This window comes from Neobacillus sp. C211, assembly GCF_051842875.1.
In the GTDB taxonomy this organism is placed as follows: Bacteria; Bacillota; Bacilli; order Bacillales; family Cytobacillaceae; genus Neobacillus.
On record NZ_JBPXRO010000003.1, the window covers coordinates 210,563 to 235,232 of the forward strand.

Here is a 24,670-nt window from a genome sequence, read left to right on the forward strand (position 1 = left end):
CCACTTTTTAGCTAAAATAGACAATTAAAAGGTTTGTGACAACAAAAGACAAATTAAATTTTTGTATAAAATCAACTTACCTTATTCCCCCTTATAATGGATATTAAATCCTTAACAAATTTGTCACAATTTAATTCAAAAAGCTATATTAACATCACGGCAAAGTTGTTAATATAAGTCTTAGGAAAAAACATAAAGACTAATTAATATTAAATAATAATTAATATAACCATGTTTGTTTCAGTAAAAAATAGAAAGGAAATAGTTTTTCTTGTTTGTGAATGATTTCACGATTATAATCTTAAAAGTGTACATTATGGAAGGGAGAAATATTCATGTCTAAAAAAAGCTACATAATTCCACTGTTAGCTTTATTACCGATTCTACTTTTAAGCGGCTGTTCGAATATGGTCGTGTTTGATCCAAAAGGACCTGCAGCACGTGATATTCTTGATTTGATTAACTGGTCACTTATTTTTATGCTGCTAGTGGTCGTCGTTGTATTTGGTTTATTTGGATATATCATTTGGAAATATCGTGCGAAACCTGAAAATGCAGATTACGAACCGCCTGAAGAACACGGCAGTACAAAATTAGAGATTATTTGGACTGTCATTCCTATTCTGATTGTCATTGCTTTAACGATTCCTACTGTTAAAACAATCTATAAATTAGAGAAAGTACCTGCCGGGTATGAAAATAAAAAACCTATTACCATTAATGTAACATCAGCTGATTGGAAGTGGATTTTTAGCTATCCGGAACAAGGGATAGAGACAGTGAACTATGTGAATATTCCAGCTGGCACTCCGGTACAGTTTAAGTTAACCTCTGCTGGTACAATGCAATCCTTCTGGGTTCCTGCTTTAGGTGGTCAAAAGTATACCATGAACAAGATGGAGACAGAGTTGTATCTCACAGCAGACAAGCCTGGAGAATTTCTAGGTAGAAATACAAACTTTAACGGCAAGGGATATGCTGATATGGAATTTACAGTTGAAGCGAAATCCCCGCAGGCCTTTGAAAAATGGGTAAAGGAAGTCAAAGATACTGCACCAAAGTTAACAGAAAAGAAATACTATCAACTTCTTAAGCCTACACACTTGGGTCGTGAAACATTTCTTGGAACTCATCTAGCCTGGGTAAACCATGCTGATATGAATTCTAAAACTTATACAAATCCTGAATTGTACGAAGTACATGGCGTAAAAGGAAAGATTTTTAAAGAGAAAGAAACAAATGGTCATTCTATGGACATGGGCGAAAAATCAGATGGAGGTGAGCACAATGGGCATTAATTGGCATGACTTTTTTATCGTCGGCAACCCATTAATACTAGGTTCTCAGATTGCTATTCTATTAACAATGATAGGAATAGTAGCAGGGGTTACCTATTTAAAGAAATGGAAATGGCTGTGGAGAGAATGGTTGACAACGGTTGATCATAAACGGATTGGGATTATGTACATCCTTTCTGGTGTGCTGATGTTTTTCCGGGGAGGCGTAGATGGTCTTTTAATGAAGGCTCAAACCTCTCGTCCAGAGATGAAATTTTTAGATGCGCAGCATTACAATGAAATTTTTACAACACATGGTGTTATCATGATTTTGTTTGCAGCGATGCCATTATTAATTGGTTTAATGAACGTGGTGATCCCGTTGCAAATAGGTGCCCGTGACGTGGCATTCCCTCAACTTAACGCGTTAAGCTTCTGGTTGTTCTTTAGTGGTGCGATGTTGTTTAATATTTCATTTGTTATTGGCGGTTCACCAGATGCCGGATGGACTGCTTACTTCCCTCTTGCAGGTAAAGAATTTACTCCTGGAATCGGGAATAACTATTACGCTATTGCCCTGCAAATTGCCGGGATTGGTACCCTAATGACGGGAATTAATTTTATTGTCACTATTTTAAAAATGAGAACAAAAGGCATGACACTAATGAAAATGCCAATGTTTACTTGGACTTCATTCATTGCATCGGTTATTATTGTAGCTTCATTTCCAATTTTCACTGTTGCACTTGCATTGATGACCTTTGACCGGATCTTTGGAACGCACTTTTTCACCTTAAGTGGTGGCGGTATGGATATGATGTGGGCAAACTTATTCTGGTTATGGGGTCACCCTGAAGTATATATTGTTGTCCTTCCCGCATTTGGGATGTTCTCTGAGGTTATTTCAACCTTTTCTAGAAAAATGCTGTTTGGATATAAATCAATGGTATTCTCCATTGTTGGCATTGCGTTATTAAGTATGCTTGTTTGGGTTCACCACTTCTTTACTATGGGTGCCGGACCAGGAGTTAACTCTGTTTTCTCCATTACGACGATGATGATTGCCATTCCAACGGGTGTCAAAATGTTTAACTGGTTATTCACGATGAGAAAAGGTCGAATCGAGTTTACAACGGCGATGCTGTGGGCGCTTGCGTTCATTCCTTGCTTTATCATCGGCGGTGTAACAGGGGTAATGCTCGCCATGGGTGCTGCAGATTATCAATACCACAATACCCTATTCCTTGTCGCTCACTTCCACTATGTGTTAATTCCTGGTGTTGTGTTTGCGGTATTTGCTGGTCTTTATTATTGGTGGCCAAAAATGTTCGGCCATATGCTAAATGAAAAAATCGGTAAAATTCATTTCTGGTTCTTTACAATTGGATTTAACTTAACGTTTATGCCGATGTTCTTCCTAGGCTTAGACGGTGCTGTCCGCCGTTCATACACGTATTCAGCTGAATCAGGCTATGCACCATTATTCATGTTATCTACCATTGGCGCAGTGATTTTAGCTATCGGCTTTGGTGCTCTTTGCTATAACATTTATTGGAGTGCACGCTATGCGGACCGTAATATTTCAAATGACCCTTGGAATGCAAGAACCTTAGAATGGGCTACTGCTTCACCGCCTCCATTCTATAATTTTGCAAAACTACCAGAAGTGAAATCTGTTGATACCTTTTGGTATATGAAAAAGAATAACGAAGGATTGACCCTGAAAGACGACGAAATTAAAGAAATCCATATGCCAAGTAATTCCGGCTTGCCAATCTATATGGGAGTGATCTTTGGAATCGCAGGATTCTTCCTTGTTTTCGAATGGAAAATAGCTGCACTTGTAGCCTCAGTTGGAATAATTATTGGATTAATCATTCGTTCGTTCGATTATAACGATGGCTTCCATGTTACTGTTGACGAAATAAAGGAAACGGAAAAAGCGTGGCGTAACGTCGATAAAGGGGGGAACAGCCATGTCAGCTAATGTAAATACAGCTTTACCACTCGAATATCAAACAGAACAGAACCGGATGAATATTCTAGGATTCTGGATTTTCTTAGGAGCTGAGATTGTCCTCTTTGGAACTCTCTTTGCCGTCTTTTCTGTACTCAATGCACGGTATGCTGGTGGTCCTACACCAAAAGACCTTTTTGAAATAAAAGATGTGATGATTGAAACCATACTGCTATTAACAAGTAGTTTTACTTGCGGTCTTGCGATCTATGAGATGCGTCGCAATAACCGTAATGGTCTATTATTATGGTTTATTATTACCCTTCTACTTGGTGCTGGCTTCGTGTTCATGGAGATTACGGAATTCATCCATTATGTCCACGAAGGTGCAACGATGCAAACTAGTGCTTTTCTATCTAGCTTCTTTGTATTACTTGGGACACATGGACTGCACGTAAGCATGGGGATTGGCTGGGCAATTATGGTGATTACCCAAATTTTAAAAAGAGGGTTAACACCTGTTACTGCCCGTAAAACATTTATTATCGGTCTATATTGGCACTTTTTAGATCTTGTATGGATTTTTATTTTCACATTTGTGTATTTAGCAAGGATGGTGGCATAAATGGCTAAAAATACAAAAGGGTTTCCGCTTACGCACGTGTTAGGTTTTATCATGTCATTATTGCTAACCTTTGCTGCACTTGGTGTGGCACTGAAAACCAATCTTCCTTTTAAAACAATACTCTGGATTATAGGTTCCTTAGCTGTAATCCAGGCTTCTCTTCAACTTTATATGTTCATGCATATGAACGAAGGTGAAGACGGAAAATCCCAGATCATCAACGTCATCTACGGCTTCTTCATTGCCTTCGTAACCGTTGCTGGATCCATTTGGGTCATGTCGTTTGGAATGTAAGTAAGGAAATATAAATAGGGTGTCAGGCACCATGTGAAAATTTCACATGGTGCCTGACACCCTTCTTTATTTTGGACTATTTTTTCTTTTGTTCCGAACTAATTGGTAGCCGATAAAAGCTATATAAAGCGGTATTGCTACGTATATGAAGTACGGAAAGCGATGCTGTTCTTTTTTAAAGACAAGGTATATGGCGTATCCCAAAAATAGTGTGACGATAATTCCGTATTTTGGCAGCGGGATATCCTTTAGGCTAGGAATTTTAATGGTACTAACCATCAAGTAGCACAGAATAAAAAAGGCAAAAGGAAGGATAATCGCTGGCATTTTCCCGTGGAACAAGGTAAGAAGCGTTAACAATCCCCCTGCTGCCGTTATTGGGACACCAGTAAAATACTTTTTGGATGATTTGACCGCATTAATATTAAACCGTGCTAACCGATAGGCACCGAATAAAGGAAATAGGCCAGAAATGGCCATACCAGCTACCCCAAACTCTGAGAAATACGAATAATATGCCATCATTGCTGGTGCCACCCCAAAGGTAACCACATCTGCTAAGGAGTCCAATTCTTTCCCCAATTCACTATCCACCCGTAACATTCTTGCAATTCGGCCATCCATACTATCGAGCATCATCCCTATCAAAATTAATATAGCTGCGTTTTTGTAATCCCCTTGCGCAGAATACATAATTGATAAAAATCCAAAAAATAAATTAGAAATCGTAAATAAATTAGGAATACTGTTTCTGATGATATGTATCACTCCATACTAATTAAGATAATCATGCAATACCCTTTTCTCGTTGTTTCTTCTTATTATAACGTTTCTCTTGGTAATATTGAAAAAACAAAATCGCCGTTGTAATCCAGAACCCACTTGCAAAATAGCCGCCGATTATATCGCTTGGATAATGGACACCTAAATAGATTCGGCTGATTCCGATTGCTAAAATCATTATAATGCTTACGGAGATTAACACACCTCTGCCAAACCTGCTTGGAATATGACGCCATAATAAAAACGAAAGAATACCATAAACCGTAAAAGCATTCATCGCATGTCCACTTGGAAAACTATAGCCTTCAATATCAATTAAACGATGGAAATCAGGACGGACTCTTTGAAAAAACTGCTTTAAGATACCATTTAATATCGCCGATCCGGTGATTGCCGCAGCAAACAATATTAATTCCAAGCGATGATGAAGTACTTTATAGAGAAAAAATAACAGAAAAAGACTAAGAACAATGACAAAAGGGGCAGAACCAATAAACGTAAAAAATTTCATCACATTTGTAAGAACCAATGTTTCAGACCCTTGGACCATATCAATTACCGTACGGTCAAAATAGATGATTTTCTGATCACTTATCAATAAGGATATCAAACTAAATCCAATTATGGAAACAGCACTAATGCTAAAGGCAATAACAAGATACGTTTTTAAATTCATCAACTCAAACCTCTCAGGCAAATTGGAATTGTGATTGTACGATAATAAGGTGCTCTTAGTTTAAGCCTTTACTGTCTATACTATCACTGAGACTTTGAAAAGTATCTCAAAAATGCATTTTCTTAGTTAGGAATAATAATAAAAGGCAGAACTTTTTAGTCTGCCTTTTATTAGGCTAAAATGAATTAATAATTATAAAGTCTCTGGTTCTTTTCTTACTGGTTCTGTGCTGTTGTCTTTTGAGAAAAGCCAGCCTGCGGCAGCAATACCTACCAAAACAACATAAAAGGTTACTTTCCATCCCATTGAATGCGCAAATTCCTCACTTAAAATAGCCAATGCTGGATGTGATAAGGTGTAAACTGCAAGTTTCACGCCAACCCAGCCAACAATCGTAAAGGCTGCAATCTCTAGACCCGGACGTTTTTCTAAAAGTTTTACAAACTGATTTGCTGCAAACCTCATAATAATTAGACCAATAATCCCGCCGGCGAAAATAACTAAGAATTTACCACCATCCAGACCGCCGATATTAGGCAGTGGAGTGTCTGGTAAAGCAACCGCCATCGCGACAGCAGCAAGAATCGAATCAACCGCAAAAGCAATGTCAGCCACTTCGACTTTTAATACAGTCATCCAAAAGCTGCTTTTTTTTGATTCTTCCTTCTCCTCTTTATCCTCTGCTGCCTTCCCTTTGATTACCTTACGGAATATATGATTTCCAGCCATAAACAGTAAATAAAGAGCCCCAATTGCTTGAACCTGCCATACATCAACAAGAAATGAAATCACGAACAAGGAAGCAAAGCGGAACACAAAGGCTCCGGCTAAACCATAAAATAAGGCCTTCTTACGTTTTTCCTCGGGTAATTGCTTAACCATAATTGCGAGTACTAAAGCGTTGTCTGCAGCTAACAGACCTTCTAATGCCACCAAGATCATTAACACCCAGCCGTATTCGAGTAACAGAGTTAAGTCCATGAATGTTTCCTCCTCAAAAGTTTGTTTTTTTTAATATACTCCCTTACGCCATAAAAATAGGCCTTTACTGGATACAGTAAAGGCCTAAAAAAACACAAAAAGACCTTTACAGTAAAGTAAAGGTCTTGCTAACAACGCAAATGTTGCCAATAAAGCCGGAGAATTGAATTCTCGGAATGACGACTTTATTGTAGCAGCTACTCCCCTTTAAAAAGGAAATATTTAATTACTCATACTATAATATAATTCAAGTTTATTGTCAATGTGAGTTTACATGTTTAATAAACTTAAATAGTTACAATTCGTAAACCTCTGCATATTTTTTCTCAAGGTATTCGACAAGGTATTCGGCGTTTAATTCCTCACCCGTTACCCTTACAATCAATTCATTTGGGGTGTAAAGCTTACCGTACTGATGAATATTTTCTTTTAACCAATCTTGAATCAGGTCAAATCTCCCGTTTTCGATATGGCTGTAAAAATCAGGAAGGTCTTTTTGAATCGTACGCAGAATTTGAGCTGCATAGAGATTTCCTAATGAATAGGACGGAAAATAACCAATACCGCCAAATGACCAATGAACATCTTGGAGTACGCCTTCTGAGTCAGAACTTGGTGTTACACCAAGGTAATCCTGCATTTTCTGGTTCCAGACTGTCGGAAGGTCTTTCGCTTCAATCTCTCCGCTTATTAATGCCTTTTCGATTTCATAACGAAGCATAATATGCAAATTATACGTTAACTCATCCGCTTCTACACGGATAAATGAGGGTTTCACCGTATTAACCGCCCGATAAAATTCATCCACAGAAATAGTTTCGAGCTGTTTCGGAAAATACTCCTGCAGTTTAGGGTAAAAGTATGTCCAGAAAGCCTTGCTGCGGCCGACCATATTTTCTAAAAACCTCGATTGCGATTCATGGATTCCGAAAGATGCTCCGCTTTGGAGAACTGATTCCTCATAATCAGGGTTGATATGCTGTTCATAGATTCCATGACCCGCTTCATGTATTGTACCGAATAGTGCGGACCGAACGTTTCTTTCTAAATAACGAGTGGTTAACCGTACATCTCCAGTATTAACGGTTTGGGCAAACGGATGGACTGTTTCATCCAACCTGCCGGCCTCCAGGTCAAAACCAATGATAGGCAAGATAAAGCGATTAAATTCTTTTTGTTTTTCAATTGCAAACGATTGATCAAAAATTTCCGCCTGTGTCCGGTTTCCATTTTGTTGAATACGTTCTAATAGTCTAACACTAGAATCTCTTAACTTGGCAAATAGCGGGTCCAGTCTCTTAACCGTTAATCCCGGTTCAAATTCATCCAGGAGCGCATCGTATGGGTGGTCAACATATCCATATATTTCAGCAAATTTTCGTTTGTACTCAACGATTTTTTCTAAATAGGGCAGGAAGCAGGCAAAATCATTGTTTTCCCTAGCCTCTTCCCAGGCATCATTTGCCTGTGCTGTTAGAATGCTATATTCTTGAAAAAGGTCAGCAGGAATGCTCTTCGATTTTTGGTAGTACGCTCTATATTCTCTAACTTTTGCTTTTGTTACTTCATCTAATAAATCAAAGTTGTCAGGAAGAGTTAGTTCAGCTAGCAAGTCGCCCATTTCCTGAGAGACAGAGAGTTTAAAAATTTCCGTCCTTAGTGTGCCAGTTGCCTTGGCAAAGATACTTCTCCCTTTTTTCGGTGCCATGACCTTTTGATCCCAATCAGCCAAACCGATGATACTTGAAAAATGTGTGATTTTTTCATCCAAACCCTTAAATTGAGCTATTGCCCTTTTTACAGCTGGATCGATCACTTTCTGTTCCATAATATACAGACCTCCTAATCAATCTCTTTTTCTGTTTCTAAAGATGTTCGTTCAAGAAAACAACCATATCCCAATTTATTATAAATTAAAATTTCAAATATGGGAAAAAATTAGAAATTTTTTTATAGACAAAAAATTCATAGAAACATAAATACTGTCGATAAATGATCCCATCACTTAAAGAATTTGAAAGAATTTGAACAATTTTCATACCACTATTTACAAATGGGCAGGATATATATGTAAACATTTTTGTTCTGTAAAAGGGATGTGCAGGCAATTTGGATAAACAGAAAAAGAAGAAGTCACACTTCCCCTTTCGTTTAAATATCATTTTTTTTAGTGTTTTTTTACTATTTTCTGTTTTAATCCTCCGGCTTGGCTTTGTGCAAATCGTGTATGGCGAAAATTTTAAAAGAGATTTAGAAAGAAAAGAAGATGTAACGGTCAGTAATCCTGTCCCAAGAGGAAAAATACTTGATCGAGATTACAGAATCATCGTTGATAATGTCCCAAAGAATGCGATCAGTTACACGAACGAGGGATTTAGCCAACCACAAATGCTTGAAACGGCTGAAAAATTAGCAAAACTAATCAATAAAAAAACAGACAAGGTATCCGAAAGGGATAAACTTGATTTCTGGATTATGAATAATCCTGAGCGTGCTAATGCCAAAATCACAAAAAATGAAATGGAATTATTTTATGCCAAAAAATTAACAGACAGGGATATTTATCAATTAAAATTAGAGCGCATAACACCTGAAGAATTAAAGGAAATAGATAACGATAGACTTGAGGTACTTGCACTTTTTAAAGAGTTCAATAGTGGATACAAATTTACAACACAAATTATTAAAAATGAAGGGGTCACCGCTAAAGAATTGGCCGTTGTGAGCGAAAATCTTCAATCCCTTCCAGGGGTGGATACTACTACCGACTGGGAGAGGTGCTATGCTTTTGACGGAACCTTAAAGTCTGTGTTAGGAAAAGTCACCAAATCAGATGAAGGGCTGCCAGCTGAACAATTGGAATATTTCTTGGCTCGGGATTACAGCCGTAATGATCGTGTTGGCAAAAGCCAACTTGAATGGCAGTATGAAGATGTTCTTCACGGCTATAAATCAAAATTAAAAAATGTTACTGATAAAACAGGCAATATAATTGAAAATCATCCCGTATCAAAGGGAAAAAGGGGAAAAGACCTTGTCTTAAGCATTGATATGGATTTGCAAATGAAAGTTGATCGGATCATAGAGGAGGAGCTTTGGGCAGCTAAAAGATATCCTGGTACTTTCTTAATTGACCGTGGCTATGTTGTCTTAATGAACCCAAAAACAGGTGAAGTTTTAGCCATGTCAGGTAAAAAAATAGTCAGGAACAAACAAACTGGCAGCGTTGAAATGGAAGATGATGCCCTCGGGACCTTTACCACCACGTATAACGTGGGTTCGACTGTCAAGGGTGCCACGATTTTGACTGGTTATAAAACAGGTGCGATTGGCCCCGGGACTGTTTTTGATGATAAAGGTTTAAAAATTCAAGCTACTCCTCTAAAAAAATCATATGCCTACTTAGGTAAATTAAACGAAATTAATGCCCTAAAATTATCTTCCAACGTTTATATGTTTCATACGGCTATTAGAATTGGAAAAGGGCATTATGAATATGATAAACCCTTAAATATTAGCGCGAAGGCTTTTGACACGATTAGAAACTCATTTGCTTCGTTTGGTCTTGGATCAAGAACTGGAATTGATTTACCAAATGAACAAACTGGATTTAAAGGTCAGAGCCACCTGCCTGGATATTTGCTTGACCTTGTGATTGGACAATATGATACCTATTCCGCCATGCAGTTGGCACAATATGTTTCAACAATTGCGAATGGTGGATATCGAATGCAGCCCCATGTGGTCAAACAAATGCTCGAACCACAGGAAGGGAAAGATGAACTAGGTCCTGTTATACAAGAAATCTCTCCAACCGTCCTTAACACGATTGATGTGAAACCAGATTGGATGTACCGTGTCCGATTAGGTTTTAAAAAGGTCATGCAAGAACGTGGAGGTACGGCCTATAAGTACTTCAGCACTGCACCCTACTCACCTGCTGGTAAAACAGGTACAGCTGAAGCCTTTTATGACGGACCGGAGCGATATAGGTTTGGTAAGGAACCTCCTCCAGTAATGAACCTAAGCCTGATTAGCTACGCCCCTAGTTCGAATCCAGAAATCGCCATGGCCGTTATTGTTCCATGGGCATATCAGGGAAAAAAAGACAACCGAGCAAACCTGAAAATTGGCCGCCGTGTACTGGACACCTATTTTGAAATAAAAAAAAATAAATCATGGTCGAGGGTGCCATAAAATGGCATCCTTTTTCGTTAGATCGTTCTCCTTTTTGTCACTTCTTCTTGAGCACTGATTTCAATGCCCTTTCAATTTCAGCATAGCCGGTACATCTGCAGATATTCGACTCCAGCCATTCTTTAATCATTTGATCATCTGCTTCTGGATGCTTTAGTATTAACGAATGGCAATTCATAATAAATCCGGGGGTGCAGTAACCGCATTGAAAAGCAAAGTTTTCCACAAAAGCACGCTGGATGGGTGTATTCTCCAACCCCTCAATAGTTGTTACTTTTTTTCCCACCGCTTCAACAGCAAGCATTAAACAGGACTTCATCGGCCAACCTTCCACATTAACTGTACATGCGCCGCAATCTCCGTTTAAACAGCCCGGTTTTGCACCTGTCAAACCAAGTTTATCCCGGATCGCATATAAAAGTGTATCGGCAGACCGAACGGTTACACTTCGATTTTCTCCATTTATATTCATCGTAATTATGTGAGATTTCAAGTTACTCTCCCCTCCTTTTTTTATTTTATGAATCTGACTTCAAGTTCCATCCAAAACTGCTAACACATCCATCAATAGATTCCGCAAAACAAATAGCCTATATTTTGCTGACCCTTCTACATCATCTAAAATAGGCTTTGGTAACTTGGAAAGCCCCTCATCAATCCTTGAAACTACTGGCAGATCTCTTTTATTTAACGAAGCTTCAAGTTCCTTTGACCGAAATGGAAAAGGGCAAAAGCCACTGATTGCGACACGTACTTCCTGACCTATTTTTAATGCCGCTACCGTGATCAATGGGTAGCCCGTATCCCACTGCTGACGACGCTTGAAACTAAAGAACGGTGCTTTGATAAACCGTGTTTCTGTTACTAATTGAACGAGAAATTCCCCTTTTTTCAGTTGAAGCTTTTCTAAAAATATCTCATTAATTGGCACCATCTTTTTTCCTTCTGGACCGACAATTAAAACTTGGCTATCAGAAAGTAAAAATGGCAAAACAGCTTCCCGGTAAAAAATTCGAGCACAGATATTCCCGCCTAAAGAAATCTTCCCTCGAGCCGTATGATCAGCGACTTGACTGGCAGTTTTCGTTAATAATGGGAAAAGATTTGCTTCTTCTATTTTTGTAAGTGAGAGGGTACTGCCAAGCAGCAAATGCTCACCACTTTCCTGCATTGCATTACATTCGGGGATATCCTTGATATCAATAACAGCTTCGGTATAGGCTAAATCTATTCTTCCAAGTGTAATTAATTCGGTTCCTCCCGAAAAGAACATCGGCTGCTTGCCCTGCTGATCTAAATAGTGATGTAAATCGGCTGCTTCTTTCAATGTGGCCGGCTTATAATAATCAAAATCAAAGGGAAGCATTATTTTTGCGCCTCCTTTGCTTTCCAAATCAACTCTGGAATGAGCGGCAAATGGTGGAGCGAAACTCCTGCCGCTGTCGACAAAGCATTCCCGAGTGCAGCAGGCATGCCCATAAGACCATGCTCTCCAACGCCACGGGCCCCATAGGGACCATCCAGCAGCGGCGTTTCCACAAATTCTACTAAATATTCTGGATTCTCTCCGTAGCGAAGTGGCCGATACGTTCGAAGTTGGGGATTCAGAACCCTGCCAAGCTCGTCAAAATAAAACGTTTCCCTTCCTGCAAAGGCCAATCCCATGCTCATGGCACCCATAACCTGACCCAAGGCTGCTTTTTCATTTAAGACTCTGCCAAGATCAACAACGGTACAAGCCTTCAGCAGCCGATAGGTAAGATCCCTTTTATCCAACTCGATTTCCACTCCATAGGCTGCTACCGTCCATTCGGGTCCCGGTTTTCCAGCCCCAGTCTCAGGATCTAAATGGGTTAGATGCCGCAAAATATAATTACCACGACCTATTATTTGTCCACCAATAGAATTACCATTTGGATATTGATATCCATAGCAAATATCTTTAAAAGGGACTCCGATTGATGGGTCATCCCGTAAATAGACTCGACTATTTGCTACTACAAGATCTTCTATTGGTGCCCTTAAGACCGTTGATGCGATATCTTTCAATTGGATAATGATATCCTCTGCTGCCTCCAATAGAGCTCTACCCGCCATAAATGTTCCCCTGCTGGCGACTGTTTTCCAATGCTCTGGTGTTGTTTGAGTATCTACTTCCATACGTACATAAATTTTATCAACATCCATTTTCAGCCTTTCAGCAAGCATTTGAGCAAGGACTGTCTTCGTCCCTGTTCCAATTTCAATCACACCGGATAGCAAATTAATACTACCGTCACGATTAAACGTTAGAATGACCCCCGATGGTGCGTTGGGATCAATGGTCGATGTTTTCCAGCTGCAGCTAACTCCTTTTACCCTGATCATCCGTTCACTTATTTCTTTGATTGGACCTTCGTCCCATTTCATTAAATCTCTAACTCGCTCAATACATTTTGATAAGTTACCTACATTACTTTTATTTAGGCGGACCCTTGTAGGGGTGGTATTCCCCGGTTTTATGGCATTAATTTTGCGTAGTTCCAGCGGGTCTATCTTTAATTTTTGCGCCAGTAAATCCACTGTCCGCTCAATGGCAAAGGAAAGTTCCGAATGACTAAATCCTCTAAATGGGGCTGCATAGGGGTGGTTCGTATACATGCAGTACGAATCGCACCAGACATTTTCAATATTATACGGACCAGTGCAATCGGCTGCACCTGCTCTTGTTAGATCAATTGCTTTATCAGAATAGGCCCCGCCATCCCACAAAAAGCGAATGTCTGCTGCTTTAATTTTGCCACTACTGTCTGCTCCAAGTTTAACTTTTGCATCTAAACCTATGTGACAGGGAGAGGTTAATATATCTTCTTCTCTCGTATTCAATATCTCTACTGGTTTTCCGCCAACTGCCTTTGAAGCTAGATAGGCCAAAACTTCAAGCTGTACGGCTGCCTTCCCGCCATAGGCTCCACCTACGAGTGGAGTACGGACAATAATTTTCCCCATATCCTCACCAAAGTAATCAGCGATAAGCCTTTTGGTCATAAAAGGTGCTTGTGATGAAGTGGTAATAATGATAGTCCCCTCAGGTAATATCTCAGCAGACGAACATCTAGTTTCCATTGCGACATGATCAGAAGGGGAAAAGGAAAAACTCGCTTCCACCACTGTTTCACTTTCGCTCCAGCCCTTTTCCCTATTGCCCTTGCGGATTTTAATATGGGTAGCAATATTGGTGTCAGGCACCGGGTGAGAATCTTCTTCTTTTTTATAATCACCTAATCGTTCATGGACTAATGGTGCCCCTTTTTCAAACGCTTGTGACGGTGAATTAACCACCGGCAGCAATTCATATTGGACCTTAATAAGATCAGCAGCCATTTTAGCCTGCGCAGGTGAATCGGCAACAACAAGCGCAACCGTTTCCCCATGATAACGAACCTTGTCAACTGCGATTGGAGGTCGATCTCGGATTGCTTCCCCTGTTAATGGATAGTGCTTCCCAGCGAGGATTGCCCTTACCCCGGGAATCTTTGAAGCCTCCGTTGTGTCTATTTTCACAATTTTGGCATGGCCATAAGGACTAATGACCATTTTGCCAGACAGCATCGGAATCGTATGATAGTCATGAGTATATTTCGCCCTTCCAGACACCTTATCAAACGCCTCTTTGCGAATGACACTTTTCCCAATAACCTCCAAATCCTGGCCTCCCCCCATGTATAAGTGGATTTTATACTTAGTAAATCCAACTTATAACTGCCTATAACACTGTTATTGCCAACTGAAGAACAATCTCCGCTTACTCGGGAATGGTCCACAGAAGTTGCACTCTTTCATGGACTGGCTTTCTCCACACCTCAATCAATTGAGCAACGATACTAACAGCGATTTCCTCAGGACCCTTTGCTCCAATATTCTTACCCATAGGTGAATAAATCCAGGTTGGGACATTTTCATATTTAAGCAGCCTTTTGGTTCTTTCCCGCGGCCCTAGTACACCTAAGTACTTTATATGCTCCTTGCGTACCACCTCTAATATTTCTTGATCCCTCTCAAAATGATGTGTCATGATGACCAAAAGATCATAGGGAGAGAAGGAAATTTGCTTCAAAAGCTTTTTAGGAAAGCCCAATAGGAGCTGCTCAGCTTTGGGAAAATATTTTCTTTGACAAAGCTCTTCCCGCCAATCACATACGGTAACTAAAAATCCTGTTTCCGCGGCCAGGTGAACAAGCGGTTTTGCGTCTGGTCCTGCCCCGAAGACTATGAGCCTTGGCTTAGGTTGATACGTATGTTGATAAATGGAATCAGTTCCAGGTATGATTCCACTTTTAGATGTAAAGGCAATTTTAGGAATATCCCCTGACCAATTGCCAAACGGATCCCCTTCCTCCTCAATAAACAGATACTCCCCCAATTCATCGAGCTTTTTTAACACGATTACAGGTTTACAGTTATCTAGGGATCTTTTTACAACAAAGAAATCCTCTGTTAATTTTTCAGAGACTGGCTCTAGTAAAATATCAATTGTTCCATTGCAGCCATTCCCTTGACCCCAACTCATATCGTCTTCATCTGCCAAATTATAATGGAACATTTTTGCTTCTTGCTTGATGAAAACCTCTTGAGCTTTAATGGTTAAATCTGTTTCCAAGCAACCTGCAGTTAACATGCCAAATTGCTTCCCATCTTCACAAAAAAGCATGGAAGAACCTTCTCTTTTATATGCTGATCCTTGAACACGAACAATGGTTGCTAATACCTTTTGGCCTGGTTGATCAATGACTTCTAAAATTGGATAAATATCATCCATAAGACTCCTCCACTTCATACTCAAAAATCCCTATCTTATTTATATTAGTTTGGAGGCTATTCCTAGAATGATAAATTTTCAATGTGGCACTCATAGAAATAAATATATTGCAAAAAATAAACTGAATCTAAATCCAGCAAAGGATGAAGACATGAAGAAAAATCGTGCATTATTTTTAACAGCTGTCGCCTCTGGAACGATGTTAAATCCACTTAATTCATCAATGATCGCCTTAGCATTACACAGTATACAGAAGGATTTTCAGCTTTCCTTTACAACCGTTTCGTGGTTGATATCCAGCTTTTATTTAGCAAGTGCAGTAGCACAGCCGGTTACAGGAAAAATTGGTGATATTTTTGGGAGAAAAAAAACCTTTTTAACGGGACTCATTTTAGTTGCATTGTCAGCGTTTGGTGCACCTATGTCACATACCTTTCTCATATTGCTTGTCATGAGACTGTTTCAATCGATTGGGAGCAGTGCCATTTATCCAGCAGGGATGTCGTTAATTCGAGACCATGTCAAAGAAAGACAGGCCTCAGCCCTTGCCGTATTATCGATTTTCGCTTCGGCAATGGTAGCACTAGGGCCTACTATTGGAGGTTTCTTAATTGTTTGGGGCAATTGGCCAGCCATCTTCTGGGTAAATTTCCCCTTTATTATCCTCAGTTTTCTGCTGGGGTGGTATATGTTTCCGAAGGACATCAAACAAGATAAGGCTCATATGAAGAAATTATTCTCCAACCTGGATTTTCTCGGAATCGGGTACTTCGCTGCCGGAATGGTATTCTTTTTATGGTTTTTGTTATCTTTTGAAGGAAAAATTCACTATCTGTCGGGGTTTGTTGGAATCATCTTTTTCGGTTTATTTGTTCTGAGGGAGTTAAGAGTCAAGGAGCCATTTATTGATATTCGTATTTTTAAAACACATCCAAAGCTTTCAATGGTTTACATCCAGTTCATCTTTTTGAATATCTTTTTTTATTGTTTATTTTTCGGGCTGCCCAGTTATTTTCAAGAAGGATTGGGCTTAAGCGTGGAAATGAGTGGCTTGTTAATGTTATTTATGTCTGGAATCAGCATTATTATTTCATCTGTAACGGGAAAATGGATCGACCGGGCCGGTGTAAACCTGCCGATTATGGTTGGCTCTTTTATATCAATTATTGGTGCACTGGCTTTTATCCTGTTTTTTGTAAATACTTCCTATTTGGGTATCGGGATTATTTTATCAATCATGGGCTTAAGCTATGGAATTGGAAATGTTGTGCTCCAAGTGGCCATGGTTAAGGAGAGTCCAAAAGAGATTATTGGGACAACATCCGGCTTATTTCAAACCTGCCGATATTTGGGCTCCATTTTATCCTCAATCATTTTAGGATTAATCTTTGGGAAAGAAGTCACTGCGGAAAATATGAAAATCATCGGGGAAGTTTTACTGTTCACGGGCATCATTAGCTTTTTAATGAGCCTATGGTTTTCTCGGGAGACATTTAACTTTAGAAAAATGCGGCATATTTGATCACACACTATTCGAATTTCTATCCACATGACTCCCATGAGGACAAAGTTTGCTCTTCGAAACAGACTTTTGTCCTCATGAACAACTTAAGAATGAATCGGCAAGACATAAAACAACACACAAAAAAAGTGAGCAACACTGGCTGCTAATACAAATAGGTGCCAGACTGCGTGGTGATATTTAAACCCACGCCAAACATAGAAAATGGCTCCGATTGTATACAGTGCGCCCCCAATAGCTAAATAGGTCATCCCTTCCAAGGATAGATTATTCACTAATGGTTTCCATGCGAAGACAATTAACCAGCCCATGACCACATAAAGCGCCGTTGATGAAAAAAGGTACTTTTTCACAAAAAAGCATTTAAAGACGGTACCCGCAATCGCAAGTCCCCAAACGATTCCAAAAAGTGACCAACCTAGTGTTCCTTTGATTACGATTAATAAAAATGGTGTGTAGGTCCCGGCAATAAAAAAGTAAATAGACGAATGATCAAAAATTTCAAAAATGTCCTTTGCCTTTCCTTCAGGAAAACTATGAAGCAAGGTAGATGACATATAAAGTATAAACATTGTTACTCCAAAGATCGTGAAGCTAACCACATGCCACACCGTTCCATATAGGGATGCATATACAATTAAAATAACTAAGGCAGAAATACTTAATAGTGCCCCCACTCCGTGTGTGATGGAATTAGCTAGTTCCTCTTTTTTTGAAAAAGTATGTGTAACTGCCAATAGGATTTCCTCCTTTCAAGTAAAGCACGATTCAATTAAATAGAAATGATATTCATGAAAATAACATGATTATCAAAGAAGGACAATGGACATTTGTCATCTACCAAAACTAAAAAAAGTGAAACTTATCGTTAAGTATCACTTTCCTTTCTAACCTTATTAACATTATCGATTATTTTCTTAATATTTTCTCTCGGACTCCAGCAATTAAATTGGTAGTCCGTTTTTGTCTCAAAGCCTAAACGACTACAAAAGTAGTGCATCCCCTCTGGCTTTTTTTCTGCTTTAAAATGCCTGCATGTCGCACAACAATGGAAATCTTTCATTTACTCTCCTTTTCTTTCTTAAACTATTAATCTTTCGTTCATAATTTATTAATAATTTTCCATTAAGATTTAAATAGGTTCACGGAAGAACCTTAAACCTCCGCCCCCTTAAAATATAGATTAGTTTGAATACCCGGCCCCATGGCCGGGTAATTTTTTTTATAGAAATTTCCACACCTGGATAAGTATACTTCTCCTAAACCCTGTCAATAACAATACCAATCAAGGAAATAGATGAGGTGTTGAATATGAAGGGAATTTATTTTATCAATGATCGTATTTGTTTAAATGGTCTAACTAAGGAAGAAAGTATTTCAGTTCAAGAACAATCCTTAAAGAAGATGATCCACGACCAAAAAATTCAAGTAGTAAAGTTCAACCCCTACCAGTTGAATGACTATTACACCATTCCACATGCACTTTTATACGATTTAAAAAAAGAAAAAGTTTCTATCGATTGTTTTTTATATTACTCCTCACAGGTGATCGAAGATTTTATTTACAGCTATCCAGCTAAATGGCTTATTTTAAAAAGCTTCTTTAAGAAACTAATCTCCGTTGAGGAACAAAATGATTTAAATATTCAAGAAGTTGTTTAATCAAGAGAATTCTTTGCCTGCTTTCGATAAACAATAACAAAGTTAATCAGGATAATGATGACCATATAGGCGCCGTAAAGTCCGAAAGAATAAAGCTTGTTGTTACTAAATGAAGCACCTGCATACGACAAAAGCAGAATGTTTGGAACTTTTCCGATTATGGATGCGATAAAAAATGTTAGCCATCTGACATGACTTAATCCACAAATGATATTGACAACCGGAGCTGGAATGATAGGAATTAATCGACAGGTTAATATCGCTACAAAGGAATTTCTGTTTAAAAACTCATCGTATTCCTGAACTTTTGGATATTTCATCAGTTTATCCTGGGCAAAATCGCGAAAACCATACCTGGATAAGAAGAAGAAAGCCATCGTCCCAGCCATGGCCCCTGTTAAGGATACAAGCATCCCTTGGGCCGTTCCAAATACGGCTCCGATCATTCCTGCTAAAACTGGAAACGGGATGACAGGAAAAAAGACACATATCGACACTAATAACATACTAATGAAAATCGATAAGGCTCCGCCTTGTTTAACAAGATGCAGTAATTCATCCTTTTGAAAAAAACCAATCGCAATAATTACAAGCAATATCCCTATACTAAAAATTCTTTTATACATCCGACAACTCCATTCACTTCAATTTTTTTATTAGTCTTATCATACTATATTTTTAATTTTGAAAAAATAAAAAGAGCCTTTCAGTGTTGAAAGACCCTTCTACTTATCTATTAAAATGCAGTCCTTGCACCAAGGTACCTTGGTTTCCAGTAGGAATTTGTCATATCTGCAATCGATACACCTTTTGATCCCGCTTGAATGAATTGGTTGTTTCCCAAATAAATCCCTACATGTGTTGGACCTGGAGCGTATGTTTCAAAGAATACCAGATCTCCGGGATTTGGGCTGCTGACAGCCTTCAGTCCAGACCATTGTGTTGCTGCCGTTCGTGGAATGGTTACTCCAACTTTATTAAATACATAACTTGTCATACCACTGCAATCAAAACCTGCCGGCGTATTGCCACCCCATAAATACGGTGTTCCTATGTATTTTTTTGCTTCATCCATCACCAGTTGCGCCTTTGATACTGTTGGTGCAGGTACTGGATTTGATGTACCACCCACAGTTACCTTTAAGACTTGTCCTACATAGATCATATCTGATGTGAGGTTATTCAATGATTTAAGCTGGGCAATGGAAAGTTTGTAGCGCACTGAAATAAGGTAAAGTGTGTCCCCTTTTTGGACCGTATAGGTAGGTGCAACTAGTTCGTGGCTGTGTGGTGCTAATAATGATAGCTTCTGATTTACATAGAGATTATCACTTGTTAGGTGATTCCAAGTTTTCAAGTCTGCAACCGTGACTTTGTTTGCTTGTGAAATCTTCCAAAGTGTATCTCCCGATTGGACAGTATAAATATTTTCATGTGCACTAGCAGAACCAACAAATGTAGAAAACAGGATCCCCGCCGTTGCTGCGAATGATAATAGATGTTTTTTCATCGTAGTACCCTTTCAATTCGTTTGTGTACCTACATCATAAACGAACATTAAGGATGGAATAAACCCCAAGGATATGGCTTACAAGGTAAAAAAATCCAATACTAGCAAAGAAAACCGAAAATATTACAAACACAACTAAGAAACTATCCACTATATATCATGCTTTTCATGGAATCTTACATTATTTATTAATATTTTTGTAACATAAATGTAATACAAAAGAAGTTAATGATCTTTATAGATCTCACATAATTCTCACTAGGATGTAGAAATATTGTAACAATACTCCCATCCACTGTGGGCTGATAAACCTATAATAAACCTATAGTTTATAAATATTAATGAATTTGGGTGATGATTATGCAAGGAATAGGAAAAGGACATCCACATGCTATGGGGCACCCTCATGGAATGAGAAATGTAATAGATTATGATAAAAATCCATTTATCGTTATTTGGGAAGTAACGAGAGCCTGTCAGCTTAAGTGCATTCACTGTCGTGCTGATGCGCAGCTTACTCCAGACCCACGGGAACTTTCACATAAAGAAGGAATCAATTTAATTGATCAAATTTATGAGATGGATAATCCAATGCTCGTTTTTACAGGCGGGGATTGTATGATGAGAGAAGACCTTTATGAACTTGCTGATTATGCAATTAAAAAAGGGATGCGCGTTTCGATGACACCTAGTGCCACAGCGAATGTAACAAAAGAAAAAATGAAACAGTTCAAAGATGTCGGACTCTCACGCTGGGGCTTTAGTTTAGACGGCCCAACACCAGAGATTCATGATCATTTCCGCGGGACCCCTGGATCATTTGATTTAACCGTTGAAAAAATTAAATACTTAAATGAATTAGACATGCCGCTCCAAATCAATACAGTAATCTCTCTTTATAATTATGACTCGCTTGAACAAATGGCAAAACTAGTTGGCGGACTAGGCGCTGTTATGTGGTACATCTTCCTACTTGTACCAACTGGCAGGGGTCAAATGAACGCATGTATTTCTCCTGCTGAGCATGAAAAGGTGTTTCGTTGGTTGTATGAATTAAGCAAAACTGCACCATATGATATTAAAACTACCGCAGCACAACATTACCGCAGGGTTGTTTTACAGCAAAAGACGCGCGACCAGTTAATTGAAAAAGGTGAAATTCATTACGAAGACTCGATTACAACTGATTTTGCTTCCATGCATGATGGCTTGAAGCGTGCACCAAAAGGGGTAAATGATGGCAACGGCTTCGCCTTTGTCTCCCATATTGGAGATGTTATGCCAAGTGGATTACTTCCTATTGTCGGTGGTAACATCCGTGATACCCCGCTTGCAGAAATTTATCGTGAGGCAAAAGTATTTAAAGAACTACGTCAACCTGATAACTATAAAGGCAAATGCGGCGTCTGTGAATACAACAAAATGTGCGGCGGTTCCCGCTCACGAACTTATGCCGTAACAGGCAATTATCTGGAAAGTGAACCGTTCTGTGTTTATATACCACAAGCGATGCGGAATAAAGAAACTTCACCAATCGTATAACCATTATTAATTAGTAAAGAGGCATTCTCCTATATAGAATGCCTCCTTTTTCCCTTTAAATCTCTCAATAAATAAATGGACAATAAAGATAGGAAAACTCCTTATATAATTTTGAAAATTGAACAATAAAAGTTATGATAAGGTTATACATAATATCTTTTTATGGAATGATAATCGAACGAACTAAGGAGTTAACATGATTAGAACAATTGCGATATCCCAAACTAACCAATTGAAAATGGATCTTTCCATTGAGGAACTGATAAGAGGAGATTTTCAATGGTATTGGATTGATTTTAATCAGCCATCCACCGAAGAAATCGAATTCCTAAGAACCCCTCTTTCCTTTCACCCACTAGCCATTGAGGATTGTATCCATACTTTACAGCGACCAAAGCTTGATTATTATGAAGATCACACTTTTTTAGTTACACAAGCACTAAATCAACAGATGATTACTCGGGAAGAAATTGATTTCTTTCTTAGCAGGAACTATATAATTACTTTTCATCATAAATTTTCAACTGAAATTGAGGAAGTATGGAAACGTTGTAATTTGTCGACTAACATAGAAACGTGGAATCCATCCCATGTTTTTTACCTTGTACTTGATAAAATGGTTGATAATTATTTCCCACTTGTCTATCAAATTGAAGATCGGTTAAATGAAATTGACGAGAATTCTAAAGGAAGATCCATGGAGGCATTGCTCGAGGATTTATTTGACACTAGACACCACCTCCTATCCTTGAGGCATACCATTACACCGATGCGCGATCTAATTTACAGGATCCTAAATTCTCAGCGAATGACTTCCATACAGAGGAAAAGGGAATACTATTCTGATATTCATGACCATTTATTAAAATTAACAGAGATGATTGAGGCAAACCGTGAACTTACCACAGACATCAGGGATAGTTATATTTCGATAAATTCACATCAAACAAATCATGTAATGAAGGTCCTTACCGTTATTACCACGATTTTCATGCCGCTCACCTTTATTGCAGGTCTATATGGGATGAACTTTCATTATATGCCTGAGTTAACATGGAAATATGGATATTTCGCAACCATTGGGCTGATGATTATCGTAGCGATCGGCATGTCAGTTTGGTTTAAGAAAAAGGGATGGTTTAAATAAAAAGACTAGCTGCCGCTAGTCTTTCTTGACCTCTACTTATTTCCACTCTTCAAAGTCAACTGTTCCCCCTGTTAAATCAATCGTGTTGCGCTCACCCTTATAATAGGTTTTCCCATCTTTTTCAAAAATTAGATTCTCATACGTATAGACCTTTTGTCCGTTTAGAAGATGGATAACCACCTTTGGTCCCGGGTTTTCAATTGGTGCTTCAATTTGAATTGTGTTTTGATAGAAATAACGAAAAACAAAAAAACCGGCGGTCAATACAATACAAGCTAAAATGAAAAAAAATAGACCCTTAAAGGATGATTGCTTCGGCTTAGAGTGGTATAATTCGGCTCTGGTCAACTTTTTCTCCTCCCATTGGTATATATTCAATTAGTTTTTTAAATAGTTAGAATAGTTCCATTCATGCCCATACCGTCATTTTTTATTCCTATTTAAAAAAATTTAATACTTGTTAACCTATGCATCACCCAAGGAAAAGTTGATAATAATCGTATCTAAACACATCATTTTCGTAATTATGTATAATATTAGTGAAAGAAAACGAAAGGGGTATTTGCTTTGTCAACTATAAATCCACAAGAAACGTTAAAATTAATTACTGACTTGGTATCCATTCCAAGCCCATCAGGAAACACAAATGAAGTGATTTCCTTTGTTGAAAATTACCTTGCTGACTTACAAATCAAATCCTATAGAAACCGTAAAGGCGGTTTAATCGCCACAATTGAGGGGAAAGACTCAAGTAAACATCGGATGTTGACGGCCCATGTGGATACTCTTGGTGCGATGGTAAAGGAAGTAAAGTCAAATGGTCGATTGAAAATTGACTTGATTGGCGGATTTAAATATAACTCGATTGAAGGAGAATATTGCCAAATTGAAACCAGCAGCAGCAAAAAATATTCTGGAACCATTTTGATGCACCAAACATCAGTCCATGTTTATAAAGATGCTGGGAAAGCTGAGCGAAACCAGGAAAATATCGAAATTAGAATTGATGAGAAAGTACATACTGCTGAGGAAGTTCGTGCATTGGGAATTGAGGTCGGTGATTTTGTTTCCTTTGACCCACGTGTAGAAGTAACACCAAGCGGATACATTAAATCCCGCCATTTGGACGATAAAGCAAGTGTGGCCATTCTTCTGCAATTAATAAAGAAAATTAAGACTGAAAATATTACCTTACCCTATACAACCCATTTCTTAATTTCTAATAATGAGGAAATCGGATACGGTGGAAACTCTAATATCACCCCTGAAACGGTGGAATATTTAGCGGTCGATATGGGAGCAATGGGCGACGGACAATCGACAGATGAGTATACTGTTTCGATCTGTGTGAAGGATGCAAGTGGACCCTATCATTATGAGTTGAGAAAAAACTTAGTTCGACTAGCAGAAGAAAACAATATCCAATACAAATTAGATATCTATCCTTTTTATGGCTCAGATGCCTCAGCAGCGATCCGCTCTGGTCATGATATTATCCATGGTCTAATCGGACCTGGCATCGATTCATCACATGCATTCGAGCGTACACACGAATCTTCCATTGATAACACGTCCAAACTACTGTATCATTACATTCAATCTGATTTAATCCGATAGGACTATTAAAAGCTGGTGGCGAGTCCACCGGTTTTTTTTTTACAAATTACATTTAGATTTTGAATAATTGATGATAAAAAGG

At 38.6% G+C, this 24,670-nt stretch carries 22 protein-coding genes; 10 read left to right on the forward strand and 12 right to left on the reverse strand.

The genetic code is table 11. From position 1 onward, the window contains the following. Positions 1–335: 335 nt before the first annotated feature. The 4 genes from qoxA to qoxD are packed head-to-tail and all read left to right on the forward strand — an operon-like array spanning position 336 to position 4,153. Positions 336–1,298: a cytochrome aa3 quinol oxidase subunit II gene (qoxA, locus tag ACSU6B_RS04660; protein WP_215001769.1), complete on the forward strand. Its 963-nt coding sequence runs from the start codon at positions 336–338 to the stop codon at positions 1,296–1,298. Further along, a complete protein-coding gene (gene qoxB / locus ACSU6B_RS04665) occupies positions 1,288–3,264 on the forward strand; it encodes a cytochrome aa3 quinol oxidase subunit I (protein ID WP_410883143.1) in 1,977 nt (658 codons plus the stop codon). The genes qoxA and qoxB overlap by 11 nt, the downstream gene beginning before the upstream one ends. Further along, complete coding sequence (gene qoxC / locus ACSU6B_RS04670; protein ID WP_410883145.1) at positions 3,254–3,859, forward strand: cytochrome aa3 quinol oxidase subunit III; 606 nt, start codon at positions 3,254–3,256, stop codon at positions 3,857–3,859. Before qoxB ends, qoxC begins: the two co-directional genes overlap by 11 nt. Then, positions 3,860–4,153 (forward strand): cytochrome aa3 quinol oxidase subunit IV, encoded by a 294-nt coding sequence (gene qoxD / locus ACSU6B_RS04675; protein ID WP_410883147.1) that lies wholly within the window; start codon positions 3,860–3,862, stop codon positions 4,151–4,153. A 66-nt stretch (positions 4,154–4,219) separates the two neighbouring features. Here qoxD and pssA read toward each other — a convergent pair whose 3' ends face one another. The 4 genes from pssA to ACSU6B_RS04695 all read right to left on the reverse strand — a co-directional run bounded on the left by pssA (position 4,220) and on the right by ACSU6B_RS04695 (position 8,421). Continuing rightward, on the reverse strand, positions 4,220–4,846 hold the full coding sequence (gene pssA, locus ACSU6B_RS04680; protein ID WP_410883149.1) for a CDP-diacylglycerol--serine O-phosphatidyltransferase: 627 nt from the start codon (positions 4,844–4,846) through the stop codon (positions 4,220–4,222). Positions 4,847–4,940: 94 nt separating this feature from the next. Beyond that, positions 4,941–5,612, reverse strand: coding sequence for a phosphatase PAP2 family protein (locus ACSU6B_RS04685; RefSeq protein ID WP_410883151.1), 672 nt, complete (start codon positions 5,610–5,612; stop codon positions 4,941–4,943). Positions 5,613–5,804: 192 nt separating this feature from the next. Continuing rightward, positions 5,805–6,593: a TerC family protein gene (locus ACSU6B_RS04690; protein WP_410883153.1), complete on the reverse strand. Its 789-nt coding sequence runs from the start codon at positions 6,591–6,593 to the stop codon at positions 5,805–5,807. A 295-nt stretch (positions 6,594–6,888) separates the two neighbouring features. Further along, positions 6,889–8,421: a carboxypeptidase M32 gene (locus ACSU6B_RS04695; protein ID WP_410883155.1), complete on the reverse strand. Its 1,533-nt coding sequence runs from the start codon at positions 8,419–8,421 to the stop codon at positions 6,889–6,891. 281 nt (positions 8,422–8,702) lie between these two features. Between ACSU6B_RS04695 and ACSU6B_RS04700 the strand changes: the two genes are divergently transcribed. Beyond that, entirely contained in the window at positions 8,703–10,790 is a 2,088-nt protein-coding gene (locus ACSU6B_RS04700) for a peptidoglycan D,D-transpeptidase FtsI family protein (RefSeq protein WP_410883157.1), read from the forward strand. A 37-nt stretch (positions 10,791–10,827) separates the two neighbouring features. Here ACSU6B_RS04700 and ACSU6B_RS04705 read toward each other — a convergent pair whose 3' ends face one another. The 4 genes from ACSU6B_RS04705 to ACSU6B_RS04720 all read right to left on the reverse strand — a co-directional run bounded on the left by ACSU6B_RS04705 (position 10,828) and on the right by ACSU6B_RS04720 (position 15,588). Beyond that, positions 10,828–11,262, reverse strand: a complete 435-nt coding sequence (locus tag ACSU6B_RS04705; RefSeq protein ID WP_215002067.1) for a (2Fe-2S)-binding protein — start codon at positions 11,260–11,262, stop codon at positions 10,828–10,830. Between the two features lie 60 nt (positions 11,263–11,322). Then, positions 11,323–12,156, reverse strand: coding sequence for an FAD binding domain-containing protein (locus ACSU6B_RS04710; protein ID WP_410883159.1), 834 nt, complete (start codon positions 12,154–12,156; stop codon positions 11,323–11,325). Further along, entirely contained in the window at positions 12,156–14,474 is a 2,319-nt protein-coding gene (locus ACSU6B_RS04715; RefSeq protein WP_410883161.1) for a xanthine dehydrogenase family protein molybdopterin-binding subunit, read from the reverse strand. The genes ACSU6B_RS04710 and ACSU6B_RS04715 overlap by 1 nt, the downstream gene beginning before the upstream one ends. A 100-nt stretch (positions 14,475–14,574) precedes the next feature. After that, the gene (locus ACSU6B_RS04720) at positions 14,575–15,588 is read right to left on the reverse strand and encodes an XdhC family protein (RefSeq protein ID WP_410883163.1); all 1,014 of its coding nucleotides are present in this window, start codon (positions 15,586–15,588) and stop codon (positions 14,575–14,577) included. Between the two features lie 151 nt (positions 15,589–15,739). On the opposite strand from ACSU6B_RS04720, the gene ACSU6B_RS04725 reads away from it, so the two are divergent. Continuing rightward, positions 15,740–17,110: an MFS transporter gene (locus tag ACSU6B_RS04725; protein ID WP_410883334.1), complete on the forward strand. Its 1,371-nt coding sequence runs from the start codon at positions 15,740–15,742 to the stop codon at positions 17,108–17,110. Positions 17,111–17,196: 86 nt separating this feature from the next. On the opposite strand, the gene trhA is transcribed toward ACSU6B_RS04725, so the two are convergent. Continuing rightward, positions 17,197–17,847 carry a PAQR family membrane homeostasis protein TrhA gene (trhA, locus tag ACSU6B_RS04730; RefSeq protein ID WP_215001749.1) on the reverse strand — a complete coding sequence of 217 codons (651 nt, stop codon included), beginning with the start codon at positions 17,845–17,847 and terminating at the stop codon, positions 17,197–17,199. 574 nt (positions 17,848–18,421) lie between these two features. On the opposite strand from trhA, the gene ACSU6B_RS04735 reads away from it, so the two are divergent. After that, positions 18,422–18,772: a hypothetical protein gene (locus ACSU6B_RS04735; protein WP_410883165.1), complete on the forward strand. Its 351-nt coding sequence runs from the start codon at positions 18,422–18,424 to the stop codon at positions 18,770–18,772. Here ACSU6B_RS04735 and ACSU6B_RS04740 read toward each other — a convergent pair. Beyond that, the gene (locus ACSU6B_RS04740) at positions 18,769–19,398 is read right to left on the reverse strand and encodes a TVP38/TMEM64 family protein (RefSeq protein WP_410883167.1); all 630 of its coding nucleotides are present in this window, start codon (positions 19,396–19,398) and stop codon (positions 18,769–18,771) included. The genes ACSU6B_RS04735 and ACSU6B_RS04740 overlap by 4 nt on opposite strands. Positions 19,399–19,508: 110 nt before the next feature. Next, a complete protein-coding gene (locus tag ACSU6B_RS04745; protein ID WP_410883169.1) occupies positions 19,509–20,282 on the reverse strand; it encodes a C40 family peptidase in 774 nt (257 codons plus the stop codon). Between the two features lie 360 nt (positions 20,283–20,642). Here ACSU6B_RS04745 and ACSU6B_RS04750 point away from each other — a divergent pair, with 360 nt between their 5' ends. Next, entirely contained in the window at positions 20,643–21,824 is a 1,182-nt protein-coding gene (locus tag ACSU6B_RS04750; protein WP_410883171.1) for a TIGR04053 family radical SAM/SPASM domain-containing protein, read from the forward strand. Positions 21,825–22,020: 196 nt separating this feature from the next. Continuing rightward, positions 22,021–22,971, forward strand: coding sequence for a magnesium/cobalt transporter CorA (gene corA, locus ACSU6B_RS04755; RefSeq protein WP_410883173.1), 951 nt, complete (start codon positions 22,021–22,023; stop codon positions 22,969–22,971). Positions 22,972–23,007: 36 nt separating this feature from the next. On the opposite strand, the gene ACSU6B_RS04760 is transcribed toward corA, so the two are convergent. After that, the gene (locus tag ACSU6B_RS04760) at positions 23,008–23,319 is read right to left on the reverse strand and encodes a hypothetical protein (protein ID WP_410883175.1); all 312 of its coding nucleotides are present in this window, start codon (positions 23,317–23,319) and stop codon (positions 23,008–23,010) included. A 219-nt stretch (positions 23,320–23,538) separates the two neighbouring features. On the opposite strand from ACSU6B_RS04760, the gene ACSU6B_RS04765 reads away from it, so the two are divergent. Further along, positions 23,539–24,588, forward strand: coding sequence for a M42 family metallopeptidase (locus ACSU6B_RS04765; protein WP_410883177.1), 1,050 nt, complete (start codon positions 23,539–23,541; stop codon positions 24,586–24,588). Positions 24,589–24,670 lie beyond the last annotated feature (82 nt).